The sequence below is a fragment of the Novosphingobium huizhouense genome, assembly GCF_020179475.1.
In the GTDB taxonomy this organism is placed as follows: domain Bacteria; phylum Pseudomonadota; class Alphaproteobacteria; order Sphingomonadales; family Sphingomonadaceae; genus Novosphingobium; species Novosphingobium huizhouense.
The window spans coordinates 26247-39385 of sequence record NZ_JAILXZ010000003.1 but is presented as its reverse complement, the minus strand read 5'-3'; the positions used below and the strand labels follow the sequence as shown (position 1 = coordinate 39385).

The 13139-nt window shown below is 66.3% G+C and carries 10 protein-coding genes; 1 reads left to right on the top strand and 9 read right to left on the bottom strand.

What is annotated here, in order from left to right:
- Positions 1–9: 9 nt before the first annotated feature.
- The 8 genes from K3A85_RS12150 to K3A85_RS12115 form a co-directional block, all read right to left on the bottom strand.
- Entirely contained in the window at positions 10–1800 is a 1791-nt protein-coding gene (locus tag K3A85_RS12150; RefSeq protein WP_225206792.1) for a flavin-containing monooxygenase, read from the bottom strand.
- A complete protein-coding gene (locus K3A85_RS12145) occupies positions 1797–2561 on the bottom strand; it encodes an SDR family NAD(P)-dependent oxidoreductase (protein WP_225206791.1) in 765 nt (254 codons plus the stop codon). The genes K3A85_RS12150 and K3A85_RS12145 overlap by 4 nt, the downstream gene beginning before the upstream one ends.
- A 125-nt stretch (positions 2562–2686) precedes the next feature.
- Positions 2687–3325, bottom strand: coding sequence for an N-carbamoylsarcosine amidohydrolase (locus K3A85_RS12140; RefSeq protein WP_225206790.1), 639 nt, complete (start codon positions 3323–3325; stop codon positions 2687–2689).
- Positions 3325–4512, bottom strand: a complete 1188-nt coding sequence (locus tag K3A85_RS12135; RefSeq protein ID WP_225206789.1) for a CaiB/BaiF CoA transferase family protein — start codon at positions 4510–4512, stop codon at positions 3325–3327. The genes K3A85_RS12140 and K3A85_RS12135 overlap by 1 nt, the downstream gene beginning before the upstream one ends.
- 2 nt (positions 4513–4514) lie before the next feature.
- The gene (locus K3A85_RS12130; protein WP_225206788.1) at positions 4515–6401 is read right to left on the bottom strand and encodes a hydantoinase B/oxoprolinase family protein; all 1887 of its coding nucleotides are present in this window, start codon (positions 6399–6401) and stop codon (positions 4515–4517) included.
- A gap of 16 nt (positions 6402–6417) precedes the next feature.
- Complete coding sequence (locus tag K3A85_RS12125) at positions 6418–8466, bottom strand: hydantoinase/oxoprolinase family protein (RefSeq protein WP_225206787.1); 2049 nt, start codon at positions 8464–8466, stop codon at positions 6418–6420.
- A 20-nt stretch (positions 8467–8486) separates the two neighbouring features.
- Entirely contained in the window at positions 8487–9395 is a 909-nt protein-coding gene (locus K3A85_RS12120; RefSeq protein ID WP_225206786.1) for a hydroxymethylglutaryl-CoA lyase, read from the bottom strand.
- Complete coding sequence (locus K3A85_RS12115) at positions 9395–10072, bottom strand: GntR family transcriptional regulator (protein ID WP_225206785.1); 678 nt, start codon at positions 10070–10072, stop codon at positions 9395–9397. The genes K3A85_RS12120 and K3A85_RS12115 overlap by 1 nt, the downstream gene beginning before the upstream one ends.
- 144 nt (positions 10073–10216) lie before the next feature.
- On the opposite strand from K3A85_RS12115, the gene K3A85_RS12110 reads away from it, so the two are divergent.
- On the top strand, positions 10217–12721 hold the full coding sequence (locus K3A85_RS12110) for a TonB-dependent receptor (protein WP_225206784.1): 2505 nt from the start codon (positions 10217–10219) through the stop codon (positions 12719–12721).
- 24 nt (positions 12722–12745) lie between these two features.
- On the opposite strand, the gene K3A85_RS12105 is transcribed toward K3A85_RS12110, so the two are convergent.
- Positions 12746–13087 carry a hypothetical protein gene (locus K3A85_RS12105; RefSeq protein WP_225206783.1) on the bottom strand — a complete coding sequence of 114 codons (342 nt, stop codon included), beginning with the start codon at positions 13085–13087 and terminating at the stop codon, positions 12746–12748.
- Between the last annotated feature and the right edge of the window lie 52 nt (positions 13088–13139).

Here is a 13139-nt window from a genome sequence, read left to right as displayed (position 1 = left end):
GGCGGTCGATCAATCCATTTCGAGCCCGGCGAAGTCGCCCGCCGCGCGCCATTCGTCGAGGATGCGGAAGAACGCGGGCGAGCCCTTGCCGTAGGAGGCAAAGCTCGCCGCGAGCGGGCTCAGCTGCCCTTCGCCGTTGTAGTAGCCGGGGGTGCATTCCTCGAGGAACTTGCGCCGGTCGAGCAGGGAATCGAGCACCTCGGCGGTCCAGGCCTCCTCCGCTTCGACGGTCGGTTCGACGCGTGTCGCCTGCCGCCCCATCGCCTCGGAGATCAGGTGCGATGCATGGCAGGCCTGCTCGTCGAGCGAGTGCGGGTAGTTGGCGGTGAAGCCCGACTGGATGACCGAGAAGATGAACAGGTTGGGAAAGCCGTTGACGGTCATGCCGTGGAGCGTGCGCGCCCCCTTCTCCCACTTCTGCTCGAGCGTGCGCCCGTCACGCCCATGGACCTCGTAGCCGGCACGCCGGGCATAGCTCGTGCCGACTTCGAAGCCGGTGGCGAAGATCAGGCAGTCGAGCTTGTACTCGCGGCCATTGGCGACGACCCCGTCCCTGGTGATCCGCTCCACGCCCTTGCCGTTGGTGTCGACCAGCGTGACGCTGTCGCGGTTGAAGGTGTCGAGATATTCGTCGTGGAAGCACGGCCGCTTGCAGAACTGGTTGTACCAGGGCTTCAGCGCCTCGGCGACCTCGGGCCTGGTGATCTTCTCGTCGACACGCGCGCGGATCGATTCCATCTTCTTGAAGTCGGCGAGTTGGACGAGCTCGTCGGGGTTGGTGGCGCCGTCCTTCACCGCCTTCATCCGCGCGATCACGCCGAGGTTGCGGATGATTTCGGTCCAGCCATCGGCGACGAGGTCCTCTTCCGCCCAGCCGCCCGACACCAGGGTGTTGAAGTTCTCCATGCGATGGCGCTGCCATCCAGGCTCAAGCGAGGCCGCCCATTGCGGATCGGTCAGCCGGTCGTTGCGCACGTCGATGGACGACGGCGTGCGCTGGAACACATAAAGCTGCTTCGCACCGGCGCCGAGGTGCGGGACCGCCTGCACGGCGGTGGCGCCCGTGCCGATGATGCCGACAACCTTGTCGCCCAGCTTGTCGAGCCCGCCCTTCGAGGTGCCGCCGGTATAATCGTAGTCCCAGCGGCTGGTGTGGAAGGTGTGGCCTTCGAACTGCTCGATCCCGGGAATGCCGGGCAGCTTGGGACGGTGCAGCGGCCCGTTGGCCATGATCACGAAGCGGGCGCGAATGGCGTCCCCGCGATTGGTCGCGACGATCCAGCGCCGCGCGCCCTCGTCCCAGTCCATGCCGGTCACTTCGGTCTGCAACAGCGCGCCGCGCGCCAGGTCGAAGTGGTCCGCGATGCGCTGCGAATAGGCGCGGATCTCGTCGGCGCCCGAGTACTTGCGCTCGGGCATGAAACCGGTCTCTTCGAGCAGCGGCAGGTAGACATAGCTTTCGATGTCGCAGGCAGCGCCCGGATAGCGGTTCCAGTACCAGGTGCCGCCGAATTCGCCGCCCTTCTCGATCAGGCAGATGTCCCCGACGCCGGCCTTGCGCAGCCGCGCTCCGGCCAGCAGCCCGCCGAAGCCCCCGCCGATCACCACAACGTCACGCTCGTCGGTAACGGGCGCGCGCTCGATCGGCTTTTCGACATAGGGGTCGTTGAGGAAGTGTGCGAACTTGCCGGCCATCTCGACGTATTGTTCGTTGGCGTCGGCGCGCAGGCGCTTGTCGCGCTCGGCCAGGTAGCGCTCCTTGAGCGCGACGGGGTCGAAGCCAAGGTTGAGCTCGGTCATATCGTCGATCCTCCATCGACCACGATCGTCTGGCCGTTGACGTAGCTGCCGGCTTTCGAGGCGAGGAATACCGCGGCGCCCGCGATTTCCTCGGGCATTCCGATCCGGCGCATCGGGTGGTTCTCGTTGTAGGCCTTTTCCGCTGCCGGATTGTCCCACAGCGCGCGGGCAAAGTCGGTGCGGATGAGCCCCGGCGCGATCGCATTGGCGCGGATGTTGTGCTGCCCGACCTCGACCGCGAGGTTGCGCACCAGTTGCATGTCGGCTGCCTTCGATATGCAGTAGGCCCCGATCGTCGGCGATCCGCGCAGTCCGCCAATCGAGCTCACCACGATCACCGCCCCATCGCGCCGCGCGATCATCCCGGGCAGGCACAGCTGGATCAGCCAGTGGTTGGACAGCACGTTGTTGTCCATGATCTTGCGGAATTGCTCGTCGCCGATCCCGCTCATCGGACCATAGTACGGATTGCTTGCGGCATTGCAGACGAGCACGTCGATCGGCCCGACCTCGGCCTGGGTGCGCTCGACAAGCGTCTCGAGCGCCTCCTTCGACGAAATGCTCGCGGCGATCGGCGTGGCCGTGCCTTCGCCGAAGCGTTGATTGATCTCGGCCGCGACCGCATCGCAGGCATCCTGCTTGCGGCTCGAGATCACCACCCGCGCACCCTGGGTTGCCATTTCCTCGGCGATCGCGCGACCTATGCCGCGCGTCGATCCGGTAATGACCGCCACCTTGCCGGTCATGTCGAACAGACTCATCTGCCTCTCCTTGCGGTCTGGCGCCGCTCCTGTCGGAAAAGCTAGGTCAATCGACTTAACTGTAAAGAACAATCGTCACGGGGCTCGCAAATTACCGGCGCGGCAAGACCCCACGCGCCGCGCGATCAGCGCCCGATCGCGGCCAGCAGCGCGGTCGCCTCGGCCTCGCTCACCACTTCGGCATACTTGGCCTGAAGATCGAACAGATTGGCCTCGTGCGGGGCGTGGTGCCGGTCGCCGCAGGCATCGCGCACCACGAACGGCAGGAAGCCGTTCTGGCAGGCATCGAGCGCCGTCGCCCGGATGCACCCGGACGTCGACGTGCCGCAGACCAGCACCGTATCGACGCCCAGCGAGGTCAGCGTCGCGGCAAGATGCGTGGCAAAGAAGGCCGAGGCATAGCGCTTGGTGACGACGATATCGCCGTCCTGCGGCGCCAGCACGGCGGGAAAGGCGCCCAGCGGCGATCCCTTCTCGAACACCTTGAGCGCCGGAACCTTGCGGAAGAAGACGCCGCCGTCCGCGCCGCCCGGCTGGTATTCGACATTGGTGAACACGATCGGAATGCGCGCCGCGCGCGCCGCGGCCGTCATGCGCACGGCACTCGCCAGCGCGTCCTCGATCCCGGCATAAAGCGGCGAGCCCGGCTGGAGGTAGGCTTCGACCAGATCGATCAGCAGCAGCGCCGGACGCTGGCCGAACGGCAGGCGCCCGTCGAAGGCGCCCGCGTAGTTCTCGGCCAGGTCGGCGCTCTCCTGCCCCATCAGATCACACCCTTCTCTGCCATCGTGGCAAGCTCGCTTTCCGACAGGCCGAGCAGTTCGCCATAGACTTCGGCGTTGTGCTGCCCGACCACCGAAGGCGCCGGCCGCCGCACGCTGCTCGGCGTTGCCGAGAACTTGGGGAAGCTCGATTGCATCTTGAGCGGACCGAACCGCTCGGTTTCAACCTCGATGATCGCCTCGCGCGCCTGGAAGTGCGGATCGGCGAGCATGTCGGGCGCGCGATACACGCGGCCTGCCGGGATCGAATGCGCGATCATCAGCGCGTCGACCTCGTCCATGGTCAGCGTGGCGGTCCATTCGTTGATCAGCGCATCGAGCTCGTCCTGGTTCTCGCCGCGGGCGAGATGCGTCGCATAGCGCGGATCGTCGCCCAGTTCGGGCCGGCCCATCGCCGTTGCCAGCCGCTTCCACAGCGAATCCTTGTTGGCCCCGATCATGAACTCGCCGTCCTTGCAGCGATAGACGTTGGACGGCGCAATGCCCTTGAGGATCGATCCCGACCGTTCGCGGATCAGGCCCATGCGATCGTATTCCGGCACAAGCCCTTCCATCACCTGCAGCACGCTTTCGTAGAGCGCGGTGTCGATGACCTGCCCCTTGCCAGTCTTTTCCTTGACGTGGAGTGCGGCGAGCACGCCCATGCAGCCATAGGTCGCGGTCAGCGTATCGCCGATCGACACGCCCATGCGGCTGGGCGCGCGGTCGGGTTCGCCGACGATGTAGCGCCAGCCGCCCATCGCCTCGCCGATGCCGCCAAAGCCCGCCCGGTCCGAATAGGGCCCGGTTTGGCCATAGCCCGACATGCGCGCGATGATCAGGTGGGGGAATTCGGCGAGCAGCACGTCCGGCCCCAGCCCCCACTTCTCCAGCGTGCCGGGCTTGAAGTTCTCGATCAGCACGTCGGCATGCGCGATCAGCTTCTTCACCAGCGCCTGGCCTTCGGGCACGCGCAGGTTCGCGCTGACCGAACGCTTGTTGCGGGCGATCACCTCCCACTGCACCTTTTCGGCGCCCTGCCCCCATTCGCGCATGGGATCGCCGGTTACGGGCGGCTCCACCTTGATCACGTCCGCGCCCATGTCGCCCAGCAACTGGCCGCAGAACGGGCCCGCCAGCAGCTGGCCCAGTTCGACGACGCGAATGTCCTTCAATGCACCGTTGTTCATGGTCACTCCGCCGCTTCGAGATGCGGCCATTGAGGCTGGATCGGAGCGGCAAGTCCGGTCTCGGCCTCGCACGCAGCGCGCAGGGCCTCGATGCCGGGGCCGGTGTTGAAGACGGGGAGTGCGCCGCGGGATGCGCGAAGTTCGCTGCGGAGCGCTTGGGTCGCTGCCGCGTCGACGCCGCCGTCGGCCGCAATGACCACGCCGTAAGCGCGCGCGCCATCGACCGTCACGAGACCTTGCGTGATCTCCTTGGCCACCAGCGCGGGATCACGCTCGAGCGGGTCGCCCCAGCCGCCCCCGCCCCAGGTGACGAAGTGCAGCTGGTCGCCCACCTCCACGTCAACGTCCTCGACCTTGTTGCCGATGATCGTCATCGTGCCGTCGGCCTTTTCGAGCAGCTTCTTCGCCCGCTTGCCCGGCTCACCGCCGTTGACGCCCCAGGGCGGCACGAACCAGCGGTCGTCGTGGATCGAGATCGTACCGGGCGACAGGAAGCGGTAGGTCATGTGGATGCCGTTGCCGCCGCGATGCAGCCCCGCCCCGCCCGAATCCGGCTCGGTTTCGTAGCGCTCGATCATCATCGGGAAATAGCGCTCTAGGAACTCGTTGGGCACGTTGGTGAAGCCCGGCCACAGCGAATGGCCGTCCGGCCCGTCGCCCAGCGGCCGCCCGGGAATGCCGCCGAAGCCGATCTGGAACAGCTGGAACCAGGCATTGCCCTTGCCCGGCCGCTGGTCGTAGCCCGAATAGAACAGGTGCGGGCTCGACGAAAAGCCGGCGGCATTGAGGAATTCCGGCGTCTTCTGTCCCAGCAGCCCGCCAAGGATGTCGAAGATGCGGCCCAGCGCATGGGTGCGACCCGAAAGCGCGGCGGGAAACTTCGGCTTCAGCAGCGATCCTTCGGGGATGCGCACGTCGATCAGGTCATAGAACCCGTCGTTGAACAGGATCATCGGGTCGAAGACCATGATCATGTAGATGCCGAAGAACATCTTGAACATGTTCTCGTTCAGGAAGAAGTTGATCGACGCCGAAGACTGCGGATCGGTGCCGTCGAAGTCGAGGATCACCTTCTCGCCTTCGCGCCACATCGTGCACTTGATGCGGTACGGGCCATACCCCATGCCGTCGTCGCAGATGTAGTCCTCGAAGCTCACCGGCTCCTCGCTCACCGCTTGCGACAGCAGCGTCTTCATCGCGCGGTGGTTGCGCGCCAGCAGTTCCTGCGTGGCCGAGACATAGACATCGTCGCCGAAGCGGTTCGCCATCTCGATCACCCGGCGCGCGGCGACGCGGCACGATGCGATCAGCGCGTTGAGGTCCGCCGCGCACCAGTCCGCCTTGCGCGTCTGGTGCATGACCAGCTTCATCAGGTCTTCGTTGTATTCCCCCTTCTTCCAGATCTTCACCGGGGGGATGCGCACGCCTTCCTCGTAGATCGAGCGCGCGTTGATCGGCATCGAGCCGACGACCTTGCCGCCGATGTCGCTCTGGTGGCCGAACATCGAGGTATAAGCGATCAGGCGTCCGTCCTTGAACACCGGCAGCAGCACCAGCCAGTCGTTCGAATGGCTGATCGCGCCGTCGACCGAGTACGGGTCGGACAGGAAGATCATGTCCCCGTCCTCGAGCGTGCCTTCGTAGTTCTTGAGGAAGCCGCCGATGAAGCTGCCGAACTGGCCGACGATCATGCGGCCTTCGGGATCGGCGATCAGCGGAAAGGCGTCTCCCTGCTCGCGGATGCCCGGCGACATCGCCGTGCGCACAAGCGTGGCGTCCATCTCGACGCGCGCGTTGCGCAGCGCGTTCTCGATGATGTCGAGCGTCACCGGATCGATCGCGACGGTCTCGAACGGGGTGGAATTGGTCTGGACGATGGTGGCAGGCATGGTTTTGTCCCTTTCGTCAGGCCAGATTGATCAGGATGTTGCCGACATGGTCGACGGTGGCGACGCAGCCGCTCTCGATCAGCGTGGTCGAATCCATTTCGCACACGATCGCAGGGCCGGGGATCACGTCCCCGGCGCGCAGCTTCGCGCGGTCATAGATCACCGCCGCCTGCTCGCGCCCGTCCATCCAAAGCACATGGTCGCGGATCTTGGCGGCGGACGGATCGCCATCGCCCTTCTCCAGCTCCGCCGCCGGCAGGTCGAGCGCACGGCCCAGCGCCACGGCGCGCAGGTTCACGATCTCGTGCGGGGTGTCCATGTTGAAGGTGAACAGCCGCTTGTGCTCTTCATCGAAGCGCGCCAGCACGCCGGAAATGCCCTCGCCGGCGAGCGCCTCGGCGGTGATCGTCAGCGGCACCTCGAAGGCTTGCCCGGCGTAGCGCACATCGACCTCGAAAGCGGTGGTGATCTCGGCTTCGGACACGCCGTCGCTCAGCAACTCGCCTTTCACCTGCGTCGCCATCTCGTCGAGCACGGCGACGAGGTCCTCCGCCTTCGTATCCTTTGCGAGGCGCGACCACGACCGCGCGGTTTCGGTGCGCATCCGCGTCGTCGCATCGCCCAGCGCGCAGAGTACGCCCGGCGAAACCGGCGAAACCGCAGGCCAGCTGCCCATCAGCCTCGCCACCGCGTTGACATGCAGCGGCCCGGCACCGCCGAAGCCCATCACCGCGAAGTCGCGCGGGTCATAACCCTGCTGCACCGAAATCATGCGCAGCGCGCCGAACATGTTCTCGTTGACGATGTCGATGATCCCGCGCGCGGCAGCCATCAGGTCGATGCCCAGCGCATCGGCCACGGTCTGCACCGCTGCCTTGGCGCCTTCACGGTCGAGCTTGAACGTCCCTCCCAGCAGGTTCTCCGGCAGATATCCCAGAACGACATTGGCATCGGTGACGGTGGGGGCCGTGCCGCCCTTTCCATAGGCGACCGGCCCCGGCACCGCTCCTGCGCTCTGCGGCCCGACCCGAAGGGCTCTTGTCAGCTCAGGAACATAAGCGATCGAACCGCCGCCCGCGCCGACGGTCTTCACGTCGAGCGCCGAGGCGCGGACGGAAAGATGGCCGACCTCGGTGGTGCGCTGGCGGCGCGGTTCGAGGTTTTCGATCAGCGCGACGTCGGTGCTGGTGCCGCCGACGTCGAGCGTGAGGATATTCTTGATGCCCGCATTGCGGCCCACCCAGATCGCGCCGGTCACGCCGCCGGCGGGACCCGACATCAGGATGTTGACCGGGTGCTCCTCGGCCTTCTGCGCGCTCATCAGCCCGCCGTCGGACCGCAGCAGCGAGAGCTTGCCGGTCATCCCTTCGCTGGCGAGCCGGTTGCGCAGGTTGGACACGTACTTGCCCACGACCGGCCGGACCGAAGCGTTGGCCACCGTGGTCAGCGTACGTTCGTATTCCTGCATTTCGGGCAGGACTTCGTGGGAGAGCGACACCGGCACGCCCGGCAGCACTTCGGCCACCAGTTCGCCGATCCGCGCTTCGTGCGCGCCATTGGCATAGGCGTTGATCAGGCTGACGGTCACGGCCTCAACGCCGTTGTCCTTCAGCCGGTTGAGCTGGAAGCGCACATCGGCTTCGTCGAGCGGGCGCACTTCGTGGCCTTCGGCGTTCATGCGGCCCTTGACCGTGACGGTATCCTCAAGCGCGGCCAGCGGCTGCGGCTTGGGCCAGATGATCCACGCGGCCAGCCCGCCCGGCACATAGCTGCGGGCGATCTGCATGATGTCGCGATAGCCCTCCGTGGTCACGAGGCCGACGCGCGCGCCCTTCCCTTCAAGCACCGCGTTGGTGGCAACCGTCGTGCCGTGCAGGAAATAGTCGATCGCGCCCGCGCCGATCCCCGCCTTTTCGCAGATCGCGGTCACACCGTTGAGGATGCCCTCGGAACTGTCGTGCGGGGTCGATGGCGTCTTGTGCCGCCAGAACGCGCCCGTGTCGGTATCGAACAGCAGGAGGTCGGTAAACGTGCCGCCGACGTCCACGCCAAGCCGGTAACCCATCGATCTGAGACCCCTTTTTCTCAAGCCTGCTTCGGGAACGACGGCGCTTTCGCCACCATCCCCGGCAGGGAACGCTGCATCACCTCGCCCAGCCAGTGATTGGCCGAAACCAGGCTCGTAAGATCAAGGCCCGTGCGCACCCCGGCGCGCTCGAGCATGTAGACGACATCTTCGGTGGACACGTTGCCCGCCGCGCCCGGTGCGAACGGGCAGCCGCCCAGGCCGCCGATCGCGGCATCGACCGTCACCGCGCCGGCCAGCACCGCTGCCCAGACGTTGGCGAGGCCCGTGCCGCGCGTGTTGTGGAAGTGGACGCGCACCGGCACGTGGGGGACCGCAGCGCGCACCTTGCCCACCAGCGAGGTGACGTGCGCCGGATTGCCGACGCCGATCGTGTCGGCGAGCCCAATCTCCACCGGGCCCGCTTCGGCCAGCGCAACCGCCATCGCGACGATCCGCTCCTCGGCCACCTCGCCTTCGAACGGGCAGCCGAACGATGCGGCGATGGTCACCTGGCCGGTCTTGCCCGCCTCGCGCGCCATCGTGATGATCTCTTTCGCGGCCTCGACCGAACCGTCGCTGGTCTGGCCCTGGTTGGCCATCGCAAAGGTATCGGTCGCAACCGACACGGCGCCGAGCTGGTCGATGCGGCCGGTCGCCAGCGCGCGCCCGGCACCGCGCGCATTCATCACCAGGCCGATGTAGGTCACGTCGTCGCGCTCAGGCAGGCCTTCGCACACCGCTTCGGCATCGGCCATCTGCGGCACGGCCTTGGGGTTGACGAAGCTCGTCACCTCGATCCGTCGGCTGCCCGCGGCGATCGCGCGCTCGACGAGCGCAAGCTTGTCGGCGGTCGAGACGAGCGCCTTCTCGTTCTGCAACCCGTCCCGCGGGGCAACTTCGACCATTTCGATTGATTCTGTATACATTACTCAGCAGCTTCCCGGATGACGCCCTGCTCGGCAAGGCCACGGTGGGCGTCGGCATAGGCATGGTAGGCGCGCAGGATGTGCCCGGTCATGATCGCCTCGGCCCAGGCCCCGTCGCGGCGCGCGAAGGCGGCGATCAGTTCCTCGTGCTCGCCGTGCGAGCGGCGCAGTGCCTCGTGGCTGTAATGGTGCGCCGTGCGCCACACCACCGGCTGCTCGATCAGCGTGCCAAGCAGGGCCGCCAGCCGCCGCGAGGCTGCAACTTCGAGGATGATCGCGTGGAAATCGCGATTACCCTCGAGGAAGCCGACGACGTCGGGCACACCCTTGCGTACCGCCGCGCCGATCTGCCGATTCGCCACACACATGCGTTCGAGCGCCTGGTCCGTCATCCGCTCCGCCGCGCGCCGCGCCGCCTTGCCTTCCAGCATCGCGCGCAGTTCGAAGGCATCGGCCACATCGTCGATCGACCAGTCCGCCACGAAGCTGCGCTGGGTGTCCGTGCGGGTGACCAGAAGATCGGATTCCAGCCGCCGCAGCGCCTCGCGCACCGGGGTCCGGGAAACGCCGCATTTCTCCGCCAGCGCCTCTTCCGCAAGCTGCGCGCCCGCCGGGAGTTCTCCCGACAGGATCATGCTGCGAATGGCCTCGTAAGCGCGGTCGGAAGCGCGGGACACGGATCACTCCAAAGAACTTGACCTTCCATATTTGTATACAATACGATCCCAACTCATCAAGCCGCGTTGGCCATGGGGGCATAAAAAAGGCGCGGCGGGTGGAAGGCCTCCTTCACCAAGGGGGCCCAGAACAGGGAGTTTACGATGCGCCGTTCCCACTGGACCCTTCTCGCCGCCTCGGCTCTCGCCGGGATCACCGCACCTGCCCATGCGCAGGAAGCGCCGCAGGCCGACGCCGCCGCGCCGACCGACGACGGCGGCATCATCGTCACCGCCCGCCGCCAGAACGAACGCCTGCAGGACGTGCCGGCCTCGGTCGCGGTGCTCACCGCCGATGCGCTCGCCCGCACCGGCGCGGTCAAGGCGGAAGACTTCGTGCGCCTGACCCCCGGCGTCACCATCGTCACCGGCACCGCCGAAGCGGGCGACACCCAGATCAACATCCGCGGCATCAACGGCGCGCGCGATGCCGAAAGCTCGGTCGCCCTGATCGTCGACGGCATCCTCAAGACCAACACCGCGCAATTGAACCAGCCGCAGGGCACGATCAGCCAGGTCGAGATGCTCAAAGGGCCGCAGGGCGCGCTCTATGGCCGCAACGCCGCCGCCGGCGCGATCGTCATCCAGACGATGAAACCCACCGACACGCTCAGCGGCGCGGCCAAGCTCTCCTATGCCGACTACAACACCTGGGAAGCGAGCGCGCACGTGGCGGGGCCGCTCGGCAGCGGCGCCGGCTTCGTGCTCTCGGGCTACTACTACAAGACCGAAGGCTTCTACGAGAACGTCTTCACCAATTCGAAGACGGTGGACGACAAGGAGAACTGGGCGGTCGACGGGCGCGTCCTCGTCGGAGAAGGCAGCGCCACCCAGCTCGACCTCAAGGCCCGCTACGGCGAATTCCACGGCGCCTCGCTGCCGTTCAACGCCGCCTTCCACCTGCCCAACTTCGGCGGCGCCTTCTACGAGGACGTCAACAAGCACCCGTTCAACTTCTACAGCAACATCCGCCCGACCAACGACCAGACCAGCTTCGACGCCTCGATCAAGCTCGACCATGAATTCTCCGACAGCCTCAAGCTGGTCGGCTGGGCGCTCTATTCGAACGTCAACCAGGATCTCGTCGCCGACGGCACCTCGGCGGACTTCGGCCGCTTCCTCAGCGCCAAGGATGCGCGCGCCCAGGGCGCGGTCGACGCCTGCTTCGCCAGCACCGCCGCGCTCACCGGCTACAAGGTCAACGCGCCCGGCTTCATCGGCCAGATCCCGGTGCCGTTTATCTTCGCGCCGGCCACCGGTTCGACCTTCGGCCCCTACAGCCCCACCACCTGCGACGGCACCCAGTACCAGGTGCGCAAGCAGCAGGACATCAGCACCGAATGGCGCCTGATCGGCGATGCGGGGACGATCAACTGGCAGCTCGGCGGCTACTACCTGCACATCAAGCGCACCGTCGGCGTCAGCCTGGGGGCCGATACCGGCAACGGCGTGATCAAGCAGCTCTACAACGCGCCGGATTCGGACAACCCGACCACGCTGCTGCTGGCCGACCGGTTCAAGACCAACGTCTATGCCGCATTCGGCTCGGTCGAGTGGAAGCCCAGCGACCAGTTCGACGCGGGCGTCGCCGTCCGCTACGATATCGAGGACCGCAAGTCCTCCTCGCTGGTCCCCACCGCCACCGATCCGTTCACCGGCGGTCCGATCAACCCCGGCCGGGCGTTCGGCGCGCTCAAGGACAAGCACGCCCGCTTCGAACAGTTCGAGCCCAAGGTCACGCTCAGCTACCGGCCGACCAGCGACCTCAACCTCTATGCCAACTGGGGCATCGGCTTCAAATCGGGCGGCTTCAACAACCAGGGCTCGGCGCAGCTGATCAAGGACAGCTTCGTCAACTTCTTCGGCGCCGACGTCACCGTCAACGACCAGTACAAGAAGGAATGGTCGAGCGCGTGGGAAGCCGGGCTCAAGGGCAACCTGCTCGATGGCAAGCTGACCTTCGATCTCGCGGGCTACTACACCCAGGTCCACGACATGCAGTTCTTCGAGTTCTTCGTCGGCAGCTTCGGCCTGCTGCGCGTGGTCTCGAACATCGACCGGGTCGACCTCAAGGGCATCGAAGCCACCGTCACGGTAAAGCCGACGCAAGGGTTCAAGCTGTTCGGCTCGTTCAACTACACCGACAGCGAGATCAAGAAGAACGGCTCGCGCCCCTACACCGTCGGCAACAAGTCGCCCTACACGGCCGACTACACCTTCAACGCCGGCATGGAGATCGAGCAGCCGATCAACGATTCGCTGCGCTTCTTCACGCGCGCCGACTACCGCCTGACCGGCCCCACCTGGTTCCACACCGTGCAGGACCAGTCGGTCCCGACGCTGTTCTCGGGTCTGCTTCCGGGTTCGGCGCTGGCGCTGCCGAGCTTCGTCGGCGACGGCAAGTACGACGTCGCGCGGCGCGATGCCTTCGGCATCGTCAACCTGCGTGCCGGGCTCCAGACCGATCGCTTCAGCCTGTCGGTCTTCGCCAACAACCTGTTCGACAAGCAGTACCTCAACGAGGTCATCACCGCGGTCGAGTTCGGCGGCTCGTTCATCACGCCGGGCACGCGTCGGCTCGTCGGCGTCGAGGGCAGCGTCAAGTTCTGACTGGAGCCCCGGTCGGGAGAGACGTCAGGAGAGGCCGGGGCGCTGCTGCGAGGCGCGCTCCGGCTCTCGCCGGGCGCGCACCCTGCGCCGCATGTCGTGTACGAAACTTTCGCGCAGGCGCCCCAGCAAGCTTGCCAGCGGTCCGCGCGCACGCCGCTCGCGCTCGATGGTCAGGCGGGCACGCAACCATGTCGGCACCGAGGTCTGCAACAGGGCTTCGAGATAGACCGGGCTGATCTCGCATAGAATGTCGCGCGGCATTGCCGGGCCGAGATCGACGAACAGTTCGCGAAACCGCTCGTCCGCCGCGATCAGCGGACGGGCCGATTTCCACGAAGGCAAGAGCCAGGCGTCTGCAAGGTTCACCGGTTACGTCCGCGACTATTGTTTCGGCCGACAACGCCTTGCACCATATCTT